The 20,378-nt window shown below is 72.9% G+C and carries 16 protein-coding genes and 1 pseudogene; 6 read left to right on the forward strand and 11 right to left on the reverse strand.

The annotated features are described in order from the left end of the window. Positions 1-43 precede the first annotated feature (43 nt). The 3 genes from ACQEVC_RS04355 to ACQEVC_RS04365 all read right to left on the reverse strand — a co-directional run bounded on the left by ACQEVC_RS04355 (position 44) and on the right by ACQEVC_RS04365 (position 2,673). Positions 44-799 (reverse strand): ABC transporter permease, encoded by a 756-nt coding sequence (locus ACQEVC_RS04355; protein WP_432873577.1) that lies wholly within the window; start codon positions 797-799, stop codon positions 44-46. A gap of 57 nt (positions 800-856) precedes the next feature. Beyond that, the gene (locus ACQEVC_RS04360; RefSeq protein ID WP_432873579.1) at positions 857-1,816 is read right to left on the reverse strand and encodes an ATP-binding cassette domain-containing protein; all 960 of its coding nucleotides are present in this window, start codon (positions 1,814-1,816) and stop codon (positions 857-859) included. 113 nt (positions 1,817-1,929) lie between these two features. Then, positions 1,930-2,673: a PadR family transcriptional regulator gene (locus tag ACQEVC_RS04365; protein ID WP_432873581.1), complete on the reverse strand. Its 744-nt coding sequence runs from the start codon at positions 2,671-2,673 to the stop codon at positions 1,930-1,932. A gap of 301 nt (positions 2,674-2,974) precedes the next feature. Here ACQEVC_RS04365 and ACQEVC_RS04370 point away from each other — a divergent pair, with 301 nt between their 5' ends. Then, on the forward strand, positions 2,975-4,750 hold the full coding sequence (locus ACQEVC_RS04370; protein ID WP_432873583.1) for an acetyl/propionyl/methylcrotonyl-CoA carboxylase subunit alpha: 1,776 nt from the start codon (positions 2,975-2,977) through the stop codon (positions 4,748-4,750). 231 nt (positions 4,751-4,981) lie between these two features. After that, entirely contained in the window at positions 4,982-6,421 is a 1,440-nt protein-coding gene (locus ACQEVC_RS04375) for a GuaB1 family IMP dehydrogenase-related protein (RefSeq protein WP_432873584.1), read from the forward strand. 123 nt (positions 6,422-6,544) lie between these two features. Here ACQEVC_RS04375 and ACQEVC_RS04380 read toward each other — a convergent pair whose 3' ends face one another. From ACQEVC_RS04380 to ACQEVC_RS04390, 3 genes are all read right to left on the reverse strand, one after another. Continuing rightward, positions 6,545-7,141 (reverse strand): TetR/AcrR family transcriptional regulator, encoded by a 597-nt coding sequence (locus ACQEVC_RS04380; RefSeq protein ID WP_432873586.1) that lies wholly within the window; start codon positions 7,139-7,141, stop codon positions 6,545-6,547. A gap of 59 nt (positions 7,142-7,200) precedes the next feature. Then, positions 7,201-8,412, reverse strand: coding sequence for a threonine--tRNA ligase (gene thrS, locus ACQEVC_RS04385; protein ID WP_432873588.1), 1,212 nt, complete (start codon positions 8,410-8,412; stop codon positions 7,201-7,203). 552 nt (positions 8,413-8,964) lie between these two features. After that, a complete protein-coding gene (locus tag ACQEVC_RS04390; RefSeq protein WP_432873590.1) occupies positions 8,965-10,368 on the reverse strand; it encodes an NAD(P)H-quinone dehydrogenase in 1,404 nt (467 codons plus the stop codon). Positions 10,369-10,474: 106 nt separating this feature from the next. Here ACQEVC_RS04390 and ACQEVC_RS04395 point away from each other — a divergent pair, with 106 nt between their 5' ends. Beyond that, positions 10,475-10,930, forward strand: coding sequence for a gamma-glutamylcyclotransferase (locus ACQEVC_RS04395; RefSeq protein WP_101369614.1), 456 nt, complete (start codon positions 10,475-10,477; stop codon positions 10,928-10,930). A 14-nt stretch (positions 10,931-10,944) separates the two neighbouring features. Here ACQEVC_RS04395 and ACQEVC_RS04400 read toward each other — a convergent pair whose 3' ends face one another. Continuing rightward, positions 10,945-12,921 carry a sensor histidine kinase gene (locus tag ACQEVC_RS04400; protein ID WP_432873592.1) on the reverse strand — a complete coding sequence of 659 codons (1,977 nt, stop codon included), beginning with the start codon at positions 12,919-12,921 and terminating at the stop codon, positions 10,945-10,947. 131 nt (positions 12,922-13,052) lie between these two features. Here ACQEVC_RS04400 and ACQEVC_RS04405 point away from each other — a divergent pair. Together ACQEVC_RS04405 and ACQEVC_RS04410 are read left to right on the forward strand one after the other, a co-directional pair. Further along, positions 13,053-13,709, forward strand: a pseudogene (locus ACQEVC_RS04405) (ABC transporter ATP-binding protein); the annotation flags it as partial. Positions 13,710-13,836: 127 nt separating this feature from the next. Beyond that, entirely contained in the window at positions 13,837-14,652 is an 816-nt protein-coding gene (locus ACQEVC_RS04410) for an ABC transporter permease (protein ID WP_432873594.1), read from the forward strand. Between the two features lie 123 nt (positions 14,653-14,775). On the opposite strand, the gene ACQEVC_RS04415 is transcribed toward ACQEVC_RS04410, so the two are convergent. The 3 genes from ACQEVC_RS04415 to ACQEVC_RS04425 form a co-directional block, all read right to left on the reverse strand. Continuing rightward, positions 14,776-15,534 carry an SCO6745 family protein gene (locus ACQEVC_RS04415; protein ID WP_346260338.1) on the reverse strand — a complete coding sequence of 253 codons (759 nt, stop codon included), beginning with the start codon at positions 15,532-15,534 and terminating at the stop codon, positions 14,776-14,778. Between the two features lie 345 nt (positions 15,535-15,879). Next, positions 15,880-16,941, reverse strand: coding sequence for a hypothetical protein (locus ACQEVC_RS04420; RefSeq protein WP_432873596.1), 1,062 nt, complete (start codon positions 16,939-16,941; stop codon positions 15,880-15,882). Between the two features lie 18 nt (positions 16,942-16,959). Continuing rightward, positions 16,960-17,589, reverse strand: coding sequence for an MBL fold metallo-hydrolase (locus ACQEVC_RS04425; protein ID WP_432873597.1), 630 nt, complete (start codon positions 17,587-17,589; stop codon positions 16,960-16,962). 116 nt (positions 17,590-17,705) lie between these two features. On the opposite strand from ACQEVC_RS04425, the gene ACQEVC_RS04430 reads away from it, so the two are divergent. After that, entirely contained in the window at positions 17,706-18,731 is a 1,026-nt protein-coding gene (locus ACQEVC_RS04430) for a DUF4349 domain-containing protein (protein WP_432873599.1), read from the forward strand. A 90-nt stretch (positions 18,732-18,821) separates the two neighbouring features. Here ACQEVC_RS04430 and ACQEVC_RS04435 read toward each other — a convergent pair whose 3' ends face one another. Continuing rightward, complete coding sequence (locus ACQEVC_RS04435; protein ID WP_432873600.1) at positions 18,822-20,075, reverse strand: amidohydrolase; 1,254 nt, start codon at positions 20,073-20,075, stop codon at positions 18,822-18,824. Between the last annotated feature and the right edge of the window lie 303 nt (positions 20,076-20,378).

The following is a 20,378-nucleotide window of genomic DNA, read 5'->3' on the forward strand; positions in this document are numbered from 1 at the left end:
GTAACCGACGCGGAGGTCGGCTCCGCCCGTACCCGATGGGGAGCTAGCGGACGCTGCGGGCGAACTCTCGCGCGGCCCAGACCACGGCGAGCGCCGTGATCACCGCCATCACCGAGAGTCCCTGCCAGACGGCGTCGTTGCCGAGATCGCCGGCGAACAGCGCCCGGGCGCCGTCGACCGCCCAGGAGAACGGGTTCCAGTCGGCGATCCCCTGCAACCAGCCGGGCGCGAAGTTCAGCGGCAGCAGGATCCCGGAGAGCAGCAGGACCGGTTGGGCGATCGTGTTCATCAGCGGCGCCAGCGCGTCCTCGCTCTTCACCACCAGCGCGATCCCGTAGGACAGGGCCGACGTCATCAGTGCGATCAGCGCCAGCAGCAGGTACGCCAGCAGCAGGTCACCGATGAAGACCGAGAGCCCGAAGGCCAACGCCAGCACGGTGATGATGATCGCCTGGGCGATCAGCGACACCACGTCGCGCAGCGATCGGCCGAGCAGCAGGGCGAGCCGGCTGACCGGGGTGACCCGGGACCGTTCGATCACCCCGGCCCTCAGCTCGGCGATCAGACCGAAGCCCTGGAACAGCCCGCCGAAGATGGCGAGCAGGACCAGCAGGCCGGGCACGAAGATCCGGTACGCCTCCGCGTTGCTCGACGCCTGCAACGCGGGCTTGAGCAGCGGGGCGAAGAGCAGCAGGTACATCACCGGCTGGAAGATGCCGACGAAGAGCCAGACGGGCTGGCGGACCAGCAGCAGGAACTGCCGCTGGAAGATCAACCATGTGTCGCGGGCGAATTTCATCACAAGTCTCCTGTTCGGCGGTGCGCGGCGAAGGCGCAGGTCTCGCGCGGCGAGCGGTCAGGACTCGCGCAGCGAGCGGCCGGTCTTGGTGAGGAACACGTCGTCGAGGCTGGGCCGGTGCAGCTCGATCGAGCTGAGCGCGATGCCGGCGGCGTCGAGCGCACGGAGGATCTGGGGCATGTCCCGGGCACCGTCGTTGACGTAGAGCCGGAGGCCGCCCTCGTCGGAGGCCTCCAGCCCGGTGACGTACGACTCGTTCTCCAGCACCTTGCCGGCGGCTTCGGGAGCCGAGCCTTCGATGGTGACCAGCACCACGTCGCCGGAGATCTCCCGCTTCAACTCCGCCGGAGTTCCCTCGGCCACCACCTCGCCGTGGTCCATGATGGCGATCCGGTCGCAGAGCGCGTCCGCCTCGTCGAGGTAGTGCGTGGTGATGAAGACGGTCATGCCCTCGGCGCGCAGCCGGCGGATCTCGTCCCACATGTGTGCCCGGCTCTGCGGGTCGAGGCCGGTGGTCGGCTCGTCCAGAAAGACGATCTTCGGCTCGTGGATGATGCCGAGCGCGATGTCCACCCGGCGACGCTGGCCGCCGGAGTAGGTCTTGCACTTGCGGTCGGCGTACTCGGTGAGCTGGAACGCCTCCAGTGCGCGTACCGCGCGCCGGTTCGCCTCGGCCTTGCTGAGGCCGTACATCCGGGCGTGCAGGACCAGCTCCTCGCGGGCGGTCGACTCGTCCCAGGTGCTGCCGCCCTGTGCCACGTAGCCGATCCGCCGCCGCACCTCACCCGGATTGGTCCGCAGGTCGACACCGGCGATGTTCGCCTCGCCGCCGTCCGGCTCGATGAGCGTGGCGAGCATCCGCAGCGTGGTGGTCTTGCCCGCACCGTTCGGGCCGAGGAAGCCGAAGATCTCCCCCTCGGCCACCACCAGGTCGACACCGCGGACCGCGTCGACCGACTTCTTCTCTCTGCCCTGTCGGGAGCGGAACGACTTCCGCAACCCCTTTGTCTCGATCATGCCTGCTCCTGGTCAGCCTGGACCGGCATCCCCACCGGCCCCATCCCCCGGGGCACGCCAGAAGGCGCCCACCGCAACGCTTCCGGGAGGCTAACGCGATATAGCGCATCTAGTCAACGTTGATTATTACGCGTCGTACCGCCGTCCCCGGCCGGTCGGGACGACGACTCCGGCGACGGCTCGGACCCCGCCGCCGACGGCGGCTCGGCGGGAGCCGGATCGTCAGGCGTACGGCCGCCGCCCCAGGAGGGCTCGACGGCCATCGAGGCGAACTGTGCCCAGTCCTGGTTCTCCGCGTAGTCCTCCGGCAGGTACGGCACCCCGGCGTCGATCAGGTCGGCGATCCGCTCACACCAGCCGATCTCCCCCTCCGCCCGGGCGATCGACAACTGCCACATCCAGGCGACATGCACCGGCTTGTCCTTCTTCATCCAGCCGGACTCCATCGCCGCCCGCAGACTGTCGTTGACCGCCCGCAGCAGTCGGGCCCGGTTACGCAGCGCCGCCGACGCCTCCTCCCTGGGCAGTGCGGGCAGGAAGGAGAAGGCCGCGAAGAACGGGTCGACGACCTCGTCGAGGTTCCACCAGTTGCCCCTGAGCAGGCCCTGGAACTCGTCCTCGCCCTTCGGGGTGATCCCGTACGTGACCCGGGCCGGACGGGCGCCGACCTGCTCGGTGGCCACCTCCCGTAACAATCCCTCCTCGGTCAGCTTGCGCAGCGCGTGATAGATCGAGCCGGGCTGGACGTTCGCCCACTTGTCCGCGCTCCAGCTCAACAGCTCGCGACGTACGTCATAGCCGTGTACCGGTTGCATCCACCGGACCAGGCCGAGAATCATCATTCGGGTAGCTGACACACCCAGAAGCGTAATAACCAAAATTGACTAGCTACCAACGCCGCCCCGCGGCTGGGCCGACCAGCTAGGTAACGGCGTGTAGCTGACACGGTAACCAACAGCAACACCGCCTTCTCGGCGGCGGCTGGAAGCGACTGGCGAGCGGGTCGGGAGCAGCGCCGGACGCGGGCCGGCCGACCGGGGTCACCGCCCCGCCCGTCGGACGGACGGCCGGGGTCGTTGACAATGGCCCTGGCAACGTCCCTGGCAGCCACCTCGGCGACCGGCGACGGTGGGGAGCGATTCGAGGAGGAGCAGCCGCGTGCGCAAGGTACTGATCGCCAACCGGGGCGAGATCGCGGTACGGGTCGTCCGCGCCTGCCGGGACGCCGGACTGGCCAGCGTCGCCGTCTACGCCGACTCGGACCGGGACGCGCTGCACGCCACCCTCGCCGACGAGGCGTACGCACTCGGCGGCGAGACCGCGACCGAGACGTACCTGCGGATCGACAAGCTGCTCGACGTGGCCGCCCGCTCGGGCGCTGATGCCGTACACCCGGGTTACGGGTTTCTCTCGGAGAACGCGGACTTCGCGGCGGCGGTGATCGACGCCGGCCTGACCTGGATCGGGCCGAGCCCGCAGGCGATCCGCGACCTGGGCGACAAGGTCACCGCCCGGCATCTCGCGCAGCGGGCCGGCGCTCCGCTGGTGCCCGGCACCTCCGAGCCGGTGAGCGGGCCGGACGAGGTGCTGGCCTTCGCCGCCGAGCACGGTCTGCCGGTGGCGATCAAGGCGGCGTTCGGCGGCGGCGGCCGGGGTCTCAAGGTGGCCCGGACGATGGAGGAGATCCCGGCGCTCTTCGAGTCGGCCACCCGGGAGGCGCTGGCCGCGTTCGGCCGGGGCGAATGTTTCGTCGAGCGCTACCTGGACCGGCCCCGGCACGTCGAGGCACAGGTCCTCGCCGACCAGCACGGCAACGTCGTGGTGGTCGGGACCCGGGACTGCTCGCTGCAACGCCGCCACCAGAAACTCGTCGAGGAGGCGCCGGCCCCGTTCCTGACCGACGAGCAGCGGGCGGCGATCCACGCCAGCGCGAAGGCGATCTGCCGGGAGGCCGACTACCACGGCGCCGGCACCGTGGAATACCTGGTCGGCGTGGACGGCACCATCTCCTTCCTGGAGGTGAACACGCGGCTACAGGTGGAGCACCCGGTGACCGAGGAGACCGCCGGCATCGACCTGGTCCGGGAGCAGTTCCGGATCGCGTCCGGCGAGAAGCTCCGGTTCGACGCCGATCCCGTGCCGCGCGGGCACTCGATCGAGTTCCGGATCAACGGCGAGGACCCGGGCCGGAACTTCCTGCCGGCGCCGGGCACGGTGACCGCGCTGCGGCTTCCCACCGGGCCCGGCGTACGGGTGGACGCCGGCATCGTCGCGGGCGACGTGATCGGCGGCAACTTCGACTCGCTGCTCGCCAAGGTGATCGTCACCGGCGAGACCCGTACCGAGGCGCTGGAGCGCGCTCGCCGGGCCCTCGACGAGATGGTGGTGGACGGGATGGCCACCGCGCTGCCGTTCCACCGGCTCGTCGTCCGGGACCCGGCTTTCACCTCCGCGCCGTTCACCGTGCACACCAGGTGGATCGAGACCGAGTTCGACAACACCGTGCCGGCGTTCACCGGCGCCGGGCCGGCCGACGAGCCGGCCGGCGATCGGGAGACCGTCGTGGTCGAGGTCGGCGGCAAGCGGCTGGAGGTCAGCCTCCCCGCCGGCTACGGCGCGGGTACGGCCCCGGCCGCCGGCCCGGTTGCCTCCGGTGCCGCCGTCCGACGGCCGGCCCGGCGCGCTGGCCGGTCGGGTACGGCGGGCGGGGCCGCCGGCGGTGGAGACGCGCTGACCTCCCCGATGCAGGGCACCATCGTCAAGATCGCGGTTGCCGACGGCGACACGGTCGCCGAGGGTGACCTGATCGTCGTCATGGAGGCGATGAAGATGGAACAGCCGCTGCACGCGCACAAGGCCGGCGTGGTGAGCGAGCTCGCCGTCGAGGTCGGCGGGGTGCTCACCGCGGGCGCCGTCATCTGCGTCATCAGCTGACCCGTCCGGCACACGTCGCACACCCTCGGCCCGGAGTCCCCGGCACCGGCTGGCAGCGAGCCCAGACCGTCAGACGGGCAGCGAGCCCAGACCGTCAGGCGGGCAGGAGACGACGGGAGCGGGGACACCGGCGTCGCGGGGGCCGGCGACAGCGGTGAGAACCGGAGAGGCCGGTGACGTGACCAGCGGGACTGCCGGGCCGGGCGGATCGTCCTCCGGCATGATGGCCAGGTGCGGTTCATCACCGGCGGAAAGCCCACCCAGGATCTGACCTACAACGACGTCTTCCTGGCCCCGGTCCGGTCGGCCGTGGAGTCCCGGCTCGACGTCGACCTGGCCAGCAGCGACGGGACCGGCACCACGATCCCGATCGTGGTGTCCAACATGACGGCGGTGGCCGGTCGGCGGATGGCCGAGACGGTGGCCCGGCGCGGAGGTCTCACCGTACTGCCGCAGGACATCCCGATCGAGGTGGTCGCCGAGGTGATCGGCTGGGTCAAGCAGCGGCATCTGGTGCACGACACCGCGATCACGCTCGGTCCGACCGACACCGTCGGAGACGCCATCCATCTGTTGCCGAAGCGGTCGCACGGTGCGGTGATCGTGGTCGACCCGGACGGACGGCCGGTCGGCGTGGTGACCGAGGCCGACACGGTCGGGGTGGACCGGTTCGCGCAGTTGCGGCATGTGATGTCCACCGAACTGCACACCGTGCCCGCCGAGGCCGATCCCCGAACCGGGTTCGACCGGCTGTCCCGGGGCCGCCGCCGGCTCGCTCCGGTGGTCGACGTCGAGGGCCGGCTGGTCGGGGTGCTGACCCGCCGGGGTGCGCTGCGGGCCACGCTGTACCGGCCCGCGCTGGACGGCAAGGGTCGGTTGCGGATCGCCGCCGCGATCGGCATCAACGGCGACGTCGCCGGCAAGGCCGCCGCGCTCTTCGAGGCCGGGGTGGACACCCTGGTGGTGGACACCGCGCACGGCCACCAGGAGCGGATGCTCCGGGCCCTGCGGGCGGTACGCAGCCTGAACCCGCCGGTCCCGGTGGCCGCCGGCAACGTGGTCACCCCGGAAGGGGTACGGGATCTGGTCGAGGCGGGTGCGGACCTCGTCAAGGTCGGCGTGGGGCCGGGTGCGATGTGCACCACCCGGATGATGACCGGGGTGGGCCGGCCACAGTTCTCCGCGGTACTCGACTGCGCGGCCGCCGCCCGCGAGCTGGGCCGGCACGTCTGGGCCGACGGCGGGGTACGGCACCCACGCGACGTCGCGCTGGCCCTGGCCGCCGGGGCGTCGAACGTGATGATCGGCACCTGGTTCGCCGGCACCTACGAGTCACCCGGGGATCTCTACACCGACGCCGACGGCCGGCGCTACAAGGAGAGCTTCGGCATGGCCTCGGCGCGGGCGGTCAGTGCGCGTACCGCCGAGGACAGCCCGTACGACCAGGCCCGGAAGGCGGTCTTCGAGGAGGGGATCTCCAGCGCGCGGATGTACCTCGCCCCGAACCGGCCGGGCGTGGAGGACCTGATCGACGAGATCGTCGCCGGGGTACGCAGCGCGTGCACGTACGCGGGCGCCGCCGATCTCGCCGAGTTCCACGCCAACGCGGTGGTCGGGGTGCAGAGCGCCGCCGGCTACACCGAGGGGATGCCGCTGCCCACCAACTGGTGAGCTGCCGGGAAACACCGCCACCAGGCGAGCTGCGTGAAACACCACCACCAGGCGAGCTGCCGGGAAACACCACCAACAGGTGAGCTGCCGGGAAATCCCCCACTGCTGAGCGGCGGAGACGGCTCAACCGGGTGTCGTGAAGAGTCGAGTGATCACCAGCCTGGCGGCGGCCTCCGGGTCGTCGCCGACCTGGTCGCCCCGGAGCGCTCCGCCGAGCCACAGGTTGGCGAAGCCGTGCACGATCGACCAGGCGGCCAGCTCGGTCTGCGCCCCCTCCGGGCCGACCGGTGCCGCCGGCAGGCCGGACACACCGGCCCGGAGTGCCGCCCGGGCCCGCTGCTGGGCGGCGGCGAGTGCGGCGTCGTCGCGGTGGAAGAGTTCCGGCCGGAACATCACCTCGAAGTGGGCCCGGTGGTGCACTGCGAACGTGACGTAGCCGACCCCGAGTTCGAGCAGGTTGCCGCCGGACTCCTGGCGGATCCGGGCCAGCCTGTCGGCCAGCATCTCGAAGCCCTCGGTGGCGAACGCGGTGAGCAGCCCGGCCTTGTCGCCGAAGTGGTGCGCCGGGGCGGCGTGCGAGACGCCGGCCCGGCGGGCCAGGTCGCGCAGGCTGAGACCGGCCGGACCGGACTCCTCGATCGCGGTCGCGGCGGCGGAGAGCAACGCCCTCCGCAGGTCTCCGTGATGGTACGGCCGCCCGGCGGTGCTGTCCTCGCTCATGGCGGCCAGCATATCTTGACATCGACAAGATATGCTGGCCGCACCAGCTTTGGCCCGGCTCAGGGTAGGAGTTCCGCCGATCGGCCGGCAACCACCCCGGCGATCAGGCCCAACGCGTCCGGCGCCGCCATCGGGTCGACGCCCCGGCCGTCCCGCAGCCGCAGCGCCACCTGCCCGGCCGCCACCTCCCGGGCACCGAGCACCGCCGCGTACGGGACCCGGCGCTGGGCGGCGTCCCGGATACGGGCGCCGAGCGACCCGTCGACGACCAGCTCCGCCCGCAGCCCGGCGAGTACGCAGTCCCGGCGGAACGCCTCCGCCGCCGCCACCTGCTCCGGCCCGACCGGCAGTACCCGCACCTGGACCGGGGCGTACCAGGCCGGAAAGGCACCGGCGTGCACCTCGATCAGGTACCCGAAGAGCCGCTCCATGCTGCCGACCAGGCTCCGGTGCACCATCACCGGCCGCGCCCGCCGTCCCCGGGCGTCGGCGTAGCCGAGATCGAACCGGGCCGGCTTGTCGAAGTCGAGCTGGATGGTGGAGAGGGTCGACTCCCGGCCGGCGGCGTCCCGTACCTGGATGTCGATCTTCGGTCCGTAAAATGCCGCCTCCCCGGGCGCCTCGACGTACGGCAGTCCGGACAGTGCCGCCCGGAGCAGGTCCTCGGCGTGCCGCCACTCCTCGTCGTCGCCGACGTACTTCTCGCCCGGTCCGCGCAGCGACAGCCGGAACCCCGCCGGGCGTACCCCGAGCGCGGCGTGCGCCACCCGGATCAGCTCCAGCACCTCGGCGACCTCGGCGCCGACCTGCTCCGGCGGACAGAAGTTGTGCGCGTCGTTGAGCGAGATCGCCCGCACCCGGCTGAGCCCGCCGAGCACCCCGGACCGCTCCGGCCGGTACATCCCGCCCAGCTCGGCGATGCGCAGCGGCAACTCCCGGTAGGACCGGCCCCGGGCCCGGTAGACCAGGGCGTGGTGCGGGCAGAGCGCCGGACGGAGTACGAACTCGTCGTCGTCGGAGAGCCGCAGCACCGGGAACATGTCTCCGGCGAAGTAGCCGAGATGCCCGGACAGCTCGAACAGCTCCCGCTTGCCCAGCGGGGGCGAGTAGACGTGCTGGTAGCCGGCCCGACGTTCCAGCTCGCGGACGTACTCCTCGACGCTGTGCCGGGCGGCGGCGCCGGCCGGCAGCCAGACCGGCAGCCCGGCCCCGGAGAGCGGATCGGCGTGGAACAGCTCCAGCTCACGGCCGAGCCTGCGGTGGTCGTGCATGTCAGCTCCCAGATCTGGTACGGCCCGACGGCTGCTCCGCCCAGGGACCGCGCCGATCTGGTGCGCACGACGAAGCCCCGGAGCGGATCGCCCCGGGGCCAGTCGACGAGTTGGTCTGCGTCAGCGCGGCACGCCGGGGTGTCCCGGCGTCGTCGTCTCGCTCATCGCGCTGCGCATGGCGGCCACGGTACTCCGGCCGGCCGGCCGCCCGCAGTCGATTTCCACCCGGCCCGGCTCAGCGCAGTCGGGTGATGGTCACCTCGACACCCTGCCCGGTGTCGGCGAGCACGTCGGCCCGGACCCGCAGCTCCACGCTGGACAACGGTCGCGGGGTGACGTCCAGCGCCTCGTACGGTGCCTTGATCGCCGATGGCGGATTCGCCGATTAGGAGGGCCGCCGGCGCGGGACCCGCCGGCGGCCCGGTGGCGAACCGCTTCGACCACCGGGAACGGGGGACCCGACGGGATACGGTTCGCGCGCCGACAACGGTACGCCGCCGGCCGCGCCACCACCGCCCCGCGAAACTATCCGTACCACCCGCCCGGAGCCCCCTACTCCAGCCCGTGCAGCATCAACTGCCGCGCCGCCTCGGTGATCGATCCGGACAGCGAGGGATAGATGGTGAAGGTCATCGCCAACTGGTCGACCGTGAGGTTGTTCTCCACCGCCATGGTGATCGGCAGGATCAGCTCGCTGGCCTTCGGCGCCACCACGACACCGCCGACGACCTGGCCACTGGCCGGGCGGCAGAACAGCTTGATGAAGCCGTCCCGCACGTCGGCCATCTTGGCCCGGGCGTTGCCCGCCAGCGGCAGCATCACCTGGCGGGCCGGGACCCGCCCCGAGTCCACCTCGTTCTGCGACACCCCGACCGTGGCCAGCTCGGGATCGGTGAAGACGTTGGCGGCGACGGTACGCAGCCGCAGCGGCGAGACCGCCTCGCCCAGCGCGTGCCACATCGCGATCCGGCCCTGCATGGCGGCGACGCTGGCCAGCGGCAGTACCCCGGTGCAGTCACCGGCGGCGTAGATGCCGGGCACGTTGGTCCGGGAGACCCGGTCGGTGCTGACGTAGCCGCCCGGGGCCACCGTCACGCCGTACTCGGTCAGGCCGAGATCCGCGGTGTTGGGGACCGAGCCGACCGCCATCAGCGCGTGCGAGCCGGACACCACCCGGCCGTCGGCGAGTTCCACCTCGACCCCGTCGCCGGAGCGGCGGACCGCGTTCGCCCGGCTGTTGTTGAGGATCTCCATCCCCCGGGCCCGGAAGACCTGCTCGATCGCCATCGCGGCGTCGGGGTCCTCGTGCGGCATCACCCGGTCGCGGCTGGAGACCAGGGTCACCTGTACCCCCATCGCCAGGTAGGCGCTGGCGAACTCGGCACCGGTGACGCCGGAGCCGATCACGATCAGCCGTTCCGGCAGCTCGGCCAGGTCGTAGACCTGGCGCCAGTCCAGAATCCGCTCGCCGTCCGGGACCGCGGTGGGCAGCACCCTCGGGGTGGCACCGGTGGCGATCAGCACGGTCGAGGCGTCCATCGAGTACGTGGAGTCACCGTCCGGCGGGGTCACCAGTACCCGGTGGGTGTGACCGAGCGTGTCCTCGCCCAGCCGGGCCCGACCGGAGACGAAGGTCACGCCGGCCTTGATCAGTTTTGCCTGGATGTCGGCGGACTGGGCGAGCGCGAGCCGCTTGACCCGGCCGTACACGGTCGGCGCGTCGACGGTGATCGCGTCCAGCCCGTCCGAGTGCACCCCGAACTCCTCGGTGTCCCGATATCCGGTCACCACTTCGGAACTGGCGATGAAGGTCTTCGACGGTACGCAGTCGTGCAGCACGCACGCCCCGCCCGCCCCGTCGGTCTCGACCACCGTCACATCGGCGTCCAACTGCGCGGCGACCAGCGCCGCCTCGTAGCCGGCCGGCCCCCCGCCGATGATCACAATCCGGCTCACAGTGCTCGCCCTCCGTCGCTGCTTCCAGTGACAATCTCGTTCAGAACCCGTCCGACACGCACGGTCGTATTCTCCCCCACCCCTCCACCGGGCTATCGTCATCGCCGTGCGTCATTACGCCGCGTACGGCTCAAACCTCGATCCCGCCCGGATGCGTGCCTACTGCCCGCACTCACCCATGGTGGGCACCGGCTGGCTGGAAGGCTGGCGGCTCACCTTCGCCGGCGAGGGGGTGATCGGCTGGGAGGGCGCCGTCACCACCATCGTCGAGTCGCCCGGCGATCGGGTCTTCGTCGCACTCTACGACGTGCACTCCTGGGACGCCGCCCAACTCGACGAGGTCGAGGGGGTGGCCTCCGGCACGTACCGGAAGCTGCACGTCCGGGTGGTCACCCTGGACGGCGAGATCACCGCCTGGGTGTACGTCTTCGCCGGCTACGAGGGCGGGCTGCCCACCGCGTGGTACCTGTCGGAGATCGCCAACGCGGCGGAGAAGGCCGGTGCCCCCGACGACTACGTGGCCGAACTGCGTTCCCGGCCCACCGGCACCGCCTCGGCCTGACCCGGCCGTCCCCGCTACCCGGCGAAGCCGTCTCCGCTACCCGGGAGCGGGCAGGGAATCTCCACGGTCACCAGCGTCGGGCCGCCGACCGGGCTGTGCACGGTGAGTATCCCGTCGAACGCGCCCAGTCGACGCCGCATGCCGCGCAGCCCGGTCCCACGGGCCGGATCGGCGCCGCCCCGACCGTCGTCGGCGACCGTGATCCGCAACACCGTGCCGGTGTGCGCGATGTCGATCTCCACCGTGCTCGCGCCGCCGTGCCGGCTGGCGTTGGCCAGCGCCTCCAGCGCGCAGAAGTACGCCGCCGACTCCACCGGGGCGTCGAGCCGGCCGGGCAGTTCCCCGGTCACCCGTACCGGGACCGGGCTGTCCAGCGCCACGGCCCGGAGCGCGTCCGGCAGGCCCCGCTCGGCGAGTACCGGCGGATGGATGCCCCGGACCAGGTCCCGCAGCTCGGTCAGCGCGGTCGCCGAGGCGTGCCGGGCCTGGGCCACCATCGCCTGCGCCGTCGACGGATCCTCCTCGATCAGCCGCTCCACCCCGGCCAGGCTGAGCCCGACCGCGATCAGCCGGGCCTGCGCCCCGTCGTGCAGGTCCCGTTCGATCCGGCGCAGTTCGGCCGCCTGGGTGTCGACGGCGTCGGCCCGGGTCTCGGTCAGTCGCCGTACCCGCAGCGCCAGCTCGGCCGACCGGGTCGGCGCGAGCAGCAGCCGGTCGTACCGCAGACGCAACCGGAGCAGGGCCGGGGCGAGCAGCGCGCCGAGGCCGGCCAGCGCCAGGCCGAACAGTGCACTGGTCCAGCCGGGGATCTCGCCGAGGCCAGGCGAGAGGTACGTCACGCCGTACCAGATGTACCAGGGCGTGACCCACTCCCCGCTGAACAGTCCCAGCGGCACCGCCCACGGCGCCCACCAGAGTGGCTGCCCGGCCAGCCCGAACATCCCCACCGAGATCAGCGTCGCCGGGACCAGTCCGAGCACCCCGAGCAGCGGGTTGGTGGCCATCCAGAGCTGGTCCCGCCAGAACGCCGGATCGGTGAAGAGCCACCCGTACCCCTGGACCCGGATCGCCGTGTCCCGGTCGTCGTACAGGGTACGACCGACCCGGTAGCGGCCGTCCTCGTCCGGCCGGGGCGGCGCGGGATACGGCCGGTACGGCTCCGGGATCGTCACCCCGACCCAGGTGCGTACGTACCGGCGGTAGCGGCTGACCAGCGGCCGGGTCAGCTTCGACACCTGCGGCGACAGCCCGCCCCAGGTGACGACCAGGGCCAGCAGGTTGAGCAGGAAGCCGCCGAACGCCGCGAAGCCGAGGCCGGCCAGCCCGGCGGCGCGCCAGGCACCCGTCGACCGCCGCCTCGTCCGGCCAGCCAACCCCGACCGGTGCCACCAGGACTGTTCCGGCGGCTGGAGCAGCAGCCGACTCCACCGGGCGTGCAGCCGCAGCGTCAGCGGCGCGACCGCGAGGCCGAGGGCGACCAGCACCAGCCCGACCGGCAGCGCCAGCGCGAGCGGCGGCGAGCCGACGACCGGGGCCGTACCGCCGGTCAGCCCGAGCGCGCCGAGCCCGATCCCGGCACCGGCCAGCACCGGCGGGATCAGCGTGCCGAGACCGCCGGCGAAGGGCGTGAGGTGCAGCCAGACCCACTCGCGCAGCAGCGCCGGGTCCTCGCCGCGCCAGGTGAGCTCCATCAGGTACGCCGGCAGCCGGGGCGAGCGGTAGAGCTCGTTCTCGTAGACGTACCAGCCGTCGGCCCTGCGCCGCGGCGCCGGCGGTCCCGGGCGCTGCTCGACCGGTATCGGGACGCCGCCCCAGCGCCCGGCCAGCCGCCGACCCAGATCGGCCAGCCGCTTGCCGGCCCGGGCCGCCGGCAGGTACGGCACGACCAGGGTGGCCGCCGCCACCAGCAGTACGGACATCAGCAGGCCAAGCAGACCCAGCCCGGTCTGGGCGAGGTTACGGACGAACGCGAGACCGTACCGGCGCGACATGCGTCCAGTCTGGGCGCCCGGCGCCTCCAACGGACTGCTGCCAGGCGCCCGGCCGGGGTGTAGTTACCTGCACCCCGGCCGGGCGGGTGGACGCATTCCGGGGAACGGCCCGGATTCCTAGCGTTTTCGGCATGACAGTCATCGAGATCGGCAACCTGCACAAGCGGTACGGCGACCAGGTCGCGGTCCGCGACGTCTCCTTCGAGGTGTCGGCCGGAGAGATCTTCGGGATCGTCGGCCCCAACGGCTCCGGCAAGACCACCACGGTCGAGTGCCTGACCGGGCTGCGCCGGGCCGACGGCGGAACGATCCGGGTACTCGGGCTGGACCCGGTCCGGGACCGCGCCGCGCTGCGCCGCCAGGTCGGCATCCAGCTCCAGGAGAGTCACCTGCCGGACCGGCTGAAGGTCTGGGAGGCGCTCGACCTGTACAGCTCGTTCTACGCCGAGCCGGCCGACTGGCGGGCGCTGATGGACGAGCTGGGGCTGACCGCGAAGCGGAACACGGTGTTCGGCAAGCTCTCCGGCGGACAGAAGCAACGGCTCTCCGTCGCGCTCGCCCTGGTCGGCAACCCCCGGATCGCGGTACTCGACGAGTTGACCACCGGGCTGGACCCGCAGGCCCGCCGGGACACCTGGCAGCTCGTCCGGGAGGTCCGGGACCGGGGCGTGACCGTCGTCCTGGTCACCCACTTCATGGACGAGGCCGAGCGGCTCTGCGACCGGCTGGCCGTGATCCGGGCCGGTGAGGTGGTCGCGATCGGCACCCCGGCCGAACTGGTGGCCCGGGCCGACGTGCCCGGCGTCGAGCGCCCCACCCTGGAGGACGCCGTCCTCGCCCTGACCGGTTCGACCGCCAGCAGCCCGAACTGACCCGGCCTCCTACCCGCCCGAACCGAAGGATCGAGGAACCCTGATGAACGCCACCGCCCGTCCCGAAACCGTCCCGTCCGGCAGCACCGGCCGGGGGCGCCGAGGCCGTACCGCCGGCCGGAGCACCGGCAAGCTGGTCGTCACCGAGGCGAAGCTCTTCGTCCGGGACCCGCTGGGCTCCTTCTTCGCGGTGATCTTCCCCGCCGCCCTGGTCCTGATCCTGGGTAGCGCCATGCCGGGCTTCAACGAGCCGAACGCCGACATCGGCGGCCGGAAGCCGATCGAGTTCTACCTGCCGATCACCCTGGCCCTGGCGATCGGCACCGTCGCCCTGGTCAGCCTGCTGAACACGCTCGCCGCCGACCGGGAGAAGGGTGTACTGCGCCGGCTCTCCACCACCCCGGTCTCACCGGTCCGGCTGCTGGTGGCGCAACTGGCGGTCAACGTGGCCGCGCTGCTCGCCGGCTCCGCGCTGGCGCTGCTCGCCGGCGGGCTGGTCTTCGGGATCGAGGCCCGACCGAACGTACCCGGACTGCTCGCCGCCTTCGTGCTCGGCTCGGCCTCGATGGTGGCGCTGGCCCTGCTGGTCGCCGCCTTCACCCCGACGAGCCGGGCCGCGACGGGCATCGGCAGCCTGATCTACTACCCGATGCTCTTCGCGGCCGGAGTCTGGACCCCGGGCCCGCTGATGCCGGAGGCGGTACGCCGGGTCGCCGACTTCACCCCGCTGGGCGCCACCTCCCAGGCGCTTCAGGACACCTGGACCGGCAACTCGCCGCAGCCGCTGCACCTGGCGGTGCTGGTCGGCTCCACCGCCCTCTTCGGCGCGCTGGCCGCGAGGCTGTTCCGCTGGTCCTGACCCCTCGGGCCGTCGCCCCGGACGGGGTGCGGACCGGCTCCGTGGTTCCGCCGAGGGTGGGCGGAACCACGGCGATCGCGTGCACCCCGGCCCGACGGGACCAGTTGGGCGGGGAGGAGGTGGTCAGTCCAGGTTGGGCGGTGACATCCGCACCCCGGTCAGCGCGGCGCCGAGCAGGCTGACCAACTCCACCCGCTCCGCCGGGTCGAGCACCCCGTACGCCTGGGCCACGATCCGGTCGGTCACCGACTCGGCCCAGAGCCGCCGCCGGACCAGCGGCCCGACCGGCGGGTACGGCGGCGACCAGCCGTATGTCACCGCGCCGGACTCCCCCTCCGGACCGGCGAGGATGACCTCCATCGCCGTCATGCCGGCCGCGCGTACCGCCATCAGGCTGGCGCCGGAGTAGTACTCGAAGAGCAGGTGCAGCAGCACGGCCGCCCGGGCGGCCGGGGCGGCGTCCGCCGGCACCGGCATGCCCCGCCAGGCCGCGAAGAGCGGCATCCCGGTGGCGTCGGCCGCCACGACGACCGGCTCGACCAACTCGATCAGCCGGGCCAGCGGCGGGAAGCCGGCCAGGTAATCGATCCCCCAGCGGCAGCACTCGGCCCGGCTGACCTCGGCCACCGCGCTCGGGGTGGCCACCCGGACGGCGGTCTCCCAGCCGTCGGCGACCGCGTCCGGCGAGAGGATGCCGATCGCGGCGGCCACGGTCTCGGTCCGTACGTCGCCGAGGACCGCACCACGACCCGTCACCAGGAACGCCCAGCCGGAGATGCCCATCTGGCGCGCCCGGCGCAACGTGCGGGGACACTCGATGAAGGCGCTGCCCAGCTTCAGCACGGTCGGCCTGGCCGCGCCGGCGGCCTGCTCGGGGGTCAACGACACTGCCTTCCGGTCTGAGTTCCGGGTTGTGCCCGCGTCATCCGGTTGAGTCTGCCTCGCGGACCGGGATTTCGGCAGCCCCGACCGCCAGCCGCGCCGAAACGACCCGCCGGGCGCCTCCCGGCCCGACCGAGCCGGCCCGGCCGAACCGGGCGTGTCCAGCGCGCCGGCCCGACCGGGCCGGGCGCCCTGCCGGCCAGCCACCACCTTCGGGCCGCGCCGCACGCACGGCTCTCCGGCCAGCACGGTTGCGCTGCCGTCGGTGTCCGGCTCGACGCCGGGGAAGAGCCGGGCGTCCGGGCGTGGACCGGCCCGCAGGGGATCGGTGACGGCGGCGCCGCCTCAGGGCGTGTCGTCGCCGTCCTCCGCCATCGCCTCGACCGCCGCCTGCACCTCGCCGGCCCGGCGCCGGGCGGCGACCGCTCCCCGCTCGGCGGCCCGCCTTGCCAGTTTGCGCCGCCCAGACTCCTGTTCGGCGGCGGCCCGCCGCCGCTCCAGTTCGGCGAGTTCGGACTCGATCGCGGTCAGCGCCGCGGCGGCGTCCCGCTCGGCCGCCACCGCCGCCGCCAGCTCCGCCTCGGCCCGCTCCTGCCGGGTACGCGCCTCGGCCAGCGCCCGGTCGAGGGTACGACGACGGGCGGCCCGGGCAGACTCCTCGGCCCGGGCGGCCCGGGCGGCTGCCCGCTCGGCGGTCGAGGTGCCCTGCGGCGCACCGGCCGCACCCGGTCGCCCCGCTCCGGCTCCGGTACGCCGGCCGCGCACCCCGCCCGCCGCCGCCCGACCGGCCGGACCGGTCCCGGTCTCCCGGCCCGGCTCCGCAGACCCGTCGGCGGCGGCCTCGACCAGTTCGTCGACGGCGCCTTCGGTCAGCTCCTCGGTGTCCGGACCGCCGACGATCAGTCGCAACTGCGGCCGGGGTACCTCGCCGAAGCCGGCGTAGCTGGCCGCCCGGACCAGCCGGCCGGACCGGGCCTGCTCGGCGACCCCGACGTCGGCCAGCGCCGCGTTCAACGTCGCCTCCACGTCGGCCAGCGGCAGCTTTCCGGCAGCCAGCCGGGGATCCTCCTGCTCGGCGAGCGCCCGGGCCTGGCCGACCAGCGCGCCCACCACGCCCCGCCGCTGCGCGGAGAGTTCCCGCAGGCGGTCGCCGCGCAGTTCCCGCTGTGCGCCCCGGAGCGCGGCGGAGAGTTCGACCAGGTCGGCCATCAGCTCCGGGCGGCGCAGGGCCAGCAGGTTCACCAGCCAGGCCGCCACGGTCGGCTTGCGCAGCTTGGCTATCTCCCGGGCGGCGCTCGGGTCACCGGCGGCCCGGGCCGCGGCGACCGCCTCGGAGCGGGCGGCGACGAAGCCGTCCGGCGGCGCGGTGTAGAGCCGTTCGACGAGTTCACGGGGCAGGCCGGGCATTCTCTCGATTCTCCGGGTTCAGTCGACCGCGGTCCCGGGCACCAGGCGGGCGTAGTCGCAGTTGGCCAGCAGCGCCATGTTCTTGTCGTACACCGTGAGCCCGGCGTCGCCGAGCAGCCCGTCGTGCAACGCGTACGCCCGGCGCGGGCTGACCGCCCGGACGAAGCTCACCGAGTCGGCGAGCTTGAGCCAGGGACCCGAGATCGGCACGAACAAGGTGTCCACCTCCACCGCCTCCGGTACGTCGAACGAGTCGCCCGGGTGGTACACCGAGTCGTTCACCAGGAAGCCGAGGTTCACCACCCGGGGAATCTCCGGATGGATCTCGGCGTGCCAGCCGCCGTACGCCCGCACGGCGAAGCCGGCCGCCTCGAACGACTCCCCGGAGGAGACCGTACGCACCACCCCGGCCAGTGCATCCAGTTTGGACGCCACGTCCGGATGGGTGTGGACGGTCACCGACGGACGCCGGTCGAGCGCCTCGGCCAGGGCGTCCACGTCGAGGTGGTCGGCGTGTTCGTGGGTGATCAGCACCGCGTCCACCCCGTCCAGCGCGGCCGGCTCGGTGAGATTGCCGGGGTCGACGACCAGCACCGCCCCGTCCTCCTCCACCCGTACGCACGCGTGGCCGTACTTGGTCAGTCGCATCGAGACTCCTCGGTCACCGAATCGTGATGTCTCCAGCGCAGTCTGCCGGAACCGGGGTGACTTCGCGGCGCGTCTGACGGAACGCCTCTACGGGGGACGGACGAACGGAGAGGGACATGAGCGGACGAAGCGGGACCGTGGTCGGACGGAACAGGATCTCGGTCGGACCGGGTCGGCGCAGGCGGGCCGGGCTGCTGGGTGCGGTGGCACTGACCGCCGCCCTGGCGCTGGCCGGCTGCGGAGCCGACGGCGGGGACAGCGCCTCCGGCACCTCGGCGGCGGACGCCCCGGCCGGCGGCGCCGAGCAGGCACAGCCCGGCGCGGCCGAGGGGCCGCTGGGCGGGGGCGGGGCGCCACAGGCCGGCCAGCCGGCGAAGGAACCGACGACCGAGCTGGGGGTCGGCCAGCGCGCGATCGTCTACACCGGCTCGGTGACGGTACGGGTGGACGACGTGGAGGCGGCGGCTGCCCGGGCGGTGGGCATCGTGACCGGGGCCGGCGGCTTCCTCGGTGGCGACAACCGGAGCAGCGACGCGTCACGCTCCGAGGCGACCCTGCAACTGCGGGTCCCGGCCGACCGGTTCGCCGCCGTGGTGGACGAGGTCGCCCGGCTGGGCGAGCAGTTGCGCCGGGAGGTGAAGACCGACGATGTCACCGAGGAGACCCTCGACCTGGACGCCCGGATCGCCACCCAGCAGGCGAGGGTGGCCAGCGGCCGGCGGCTGCTGGCCCAGGCGAAGTCCCTGTCGGACCTGGTGATGCTGGAGAGCGAGCTGGCCAAGCGGGAGGCGGACCTCGCCTCGCTGGAGGCGAAGAAGCGCCGGCTGGCCGACCTGACCGCGCTCTCCACGGTCACCGCGGTGCTGCTCGGGCCGAACGCCCAGGTGCCGGAGGACGACGAGCCGGCGATAGGTTTCCTGGCCGGGCTGGAGGGCGGCTGGACGGCGTTCGTCGTGTCGCTGCGGGTCCTGCTGACCGTGCTGGGCGCACTGCTGCCGTGGGCCGTCGCGCTGGGCCTGCCGGCGTTCGGGCTGGTCTGGCTGGGCCGTCGGCTCCGCGGCCGGCGCTCCCGGCCGACCCCGCCGGCCCCGCCCCGGAGCACGCCCGCGGTCCCGGCCCAGGCGCCGGCCCCGCCCGGCTGAGCGGTTTTCCGGGTACGCCGGGTGCCGCGTCCAGGGCACCCGGCGGCTCCGGCCCGGACCGTCGCGGCGATCCGGGTCCGGTACGGCGGGTCAGCCGGCCAGGGCCTTGAGCGCGGTCTGCACCAGCAGCCGTACGCCGACCCCGATCGCCCGCTCGTCCACGTCGAACGTCGCCCGGTGCAGGTCGACGTTGGCCGCCGCCCGCCCGACGCCGAGCCGGGCCAGCGCACCCGGCACGTGCTCCAGATACCAGGAGAAGTCCTCGCCCCCCATGCTCTGCGGGGTCTCGGCGATCCCGGCCGGGCCGGCCGAGGCCACGGTCGCGGCGGTCAGCACCCGGATCGCCCCGGCGTCGTTCACCACCGGCGGGCGCCCGCGCAGGTATTCGACGTCCACGGTGGCGCCGGTCGGGGCGATGACGTCCCGGACCACCTGGGCGACGATCTTCGGTGCCTGGTCCCAGGTGTCCCGGTCCAGCACCCGGAGTGTGCCGGCGGCCATCGCCTCGTTCGGGATGACGTTGTACTGGGTACCGGCCGAGGCCTGCCCGAAGACCAGCAGCAGTCCGCTGTTCGCCGGCACCCGCCGGTTGACCAGCGCCGGTACCTCGGTGACCAGCCGGCCCAGCGCGTCGACCAGGTCCACGGTCAGGTGCGGCCGGGCGGTGTGCCCGCCCGGTCCGGTCAGCCGGACGGTGATGTTGTCCGCCGCCGCCGTGATCGGGCCGACCCGCAGGCCGACCCGGCCGACCGGCAGGTTCGGGTCGCAGTGCAGGGCGAAGATCTGGGTCACGTCGGTCAGTCCACCGGCCTCGATGACCTCCAGCGAGCCGCAGGGCAGGATCTCCTCGGCCGGTTGGAAGATCAGCCGGACCCGCCCGTCCAGTTCGCCCCTCCGGGCGAGCTGGGCCAGCAGCAGTCCGACCCCGAGCACGACGGTGGTGTGCACGTCGTGCCCGCAGGCGTGGCAGGCACCGTCCACGGTGGACCGATACGGGACGTCTTTGACGTCGGTCAGCGGCAGTGCGTCGAGGTCGGCCCGGAGCGCGACCACCGGCCCGGAGGGCCGCCCGTCGATGTCGCAGATCACCCCGTTGCCCTTCGGCAGCAGGCGCGGCTCCAGACCGGCCAGCGCCAGCTCCCGGGCGATCAGCGCGGCGGTGTCGAACTCCTGGCCGGAGAGTTCCGGGTGGGCGTGCAGGAACCGGCGGGTAGCGATCAGATCGGGCAGCCGGACGTCGAGCATCCGGTCGAGCCCGGAGGGCAGGGGCTCGGCCCCGGGCGGCGTCTCGGATTCCGACGACGCCGGCTGGCTGCCGGTCGGCAGTTGCAACGCACTCGTCACGTCGAATTCTCGATCACTGTGGATGGGATGGGACTCGGACAGCCTAGACCGCCGACGGTGACGCTGCGCAACCTCGTTCTGGTAGTGATCAGACAGCACAGCGTCACGAAAGCCCTGGTAGGAGCGCTCGGCAATATACGGAGGGCTACCTATCCCGCCATCAGACCCCGCCATCTGTGCCACACCTCCTACAACGCGTGACGGTTTCACCGGTCACGATCTAGCTCGGCAGCAGCGTCGTCCGTCCGATTTGTCGAGGTTCCGACCGTCCTCGGGCAGGCGACGATGGAGCACCACCGGGTG

This window comes from Plantactinospora sp. CA-294935, from assembly GCF_050936445.1.
Lineage (GTDB): Bacteria > Actinomycetota > Actinomycetes > Mycobacteriales > Micromonosporaceae > Plantactinospora.

Excerpts from the sequence above, each read along its gene's own strand:
- ACQEVC_RS04355 (WP_432873577.1), bottom strand. The coding sequence starts at position 799 with ATGAAATTCGCCCGCGACACATGGTTGATCTTCCAGCGGCAGTTCCTG.
- ACQEVC_RS04360 (WP_432873579.1), bottom strand. The coding sequence starts at position 1,816 with ATGATCGAGACAAAGGGGTTGCGGAAGTCGTTCCGCTCCCGACAGGGC.
- ACQEVC_RS04380 (WP_432873586.1), bottom strand. The coding sequence starts at position 7,141 with ATGAGCGAGGACAGCACCGCCGGGCGGCCGTACCATCACGGAGACCTG.
- thrS (WP_432873588.1), bottom strand. The coding sequence starts at position 8,412 with ATGCACGACCACCGCAGGCTCGGCCGTGAGCTGGAGCTGTTCCACGCC.
- ACQEVC_RS04400 (WP_432873592.1), bottom strand. The coding sequence starts at position 12,921 with ATGTCGCGCCGGTACGGTCTCGCGTTCGTCCGTAACCTCGCCCAGACC.
- ACQEVC_RS04410 (WP_432873594.1), top strand. The coding sequence starts at position 13,837 with ATGAACGCCACCGCCCGTCCCGAAACCGTCCCGTCCGGCAGCACCGGC.
- ACQEVC_RS04420 (WP_432873596.1), bottom strand. The coding sequence starts at position 16,941 with ATGCCCGGCCTGCCCCGTGAACTCGTCGAACGGCTCTACACCGCGCCG.
- ACQEVC_RS04425 (WP_432873597.1), bottom strand. The coding sequence starts at position 17,589 with ATGCGACTGACCAAGTACGGCCACGCGTGCGTACGGGTGGAGGAGGAC.
- ACQEVC_RS04430 (WP_432873599.1), top strand. The coding sequence starts at position 17,706 with ATGAGCGGACGAAGCGGGACCGTGGTCGGACGGAACAGGATCTCGGTC.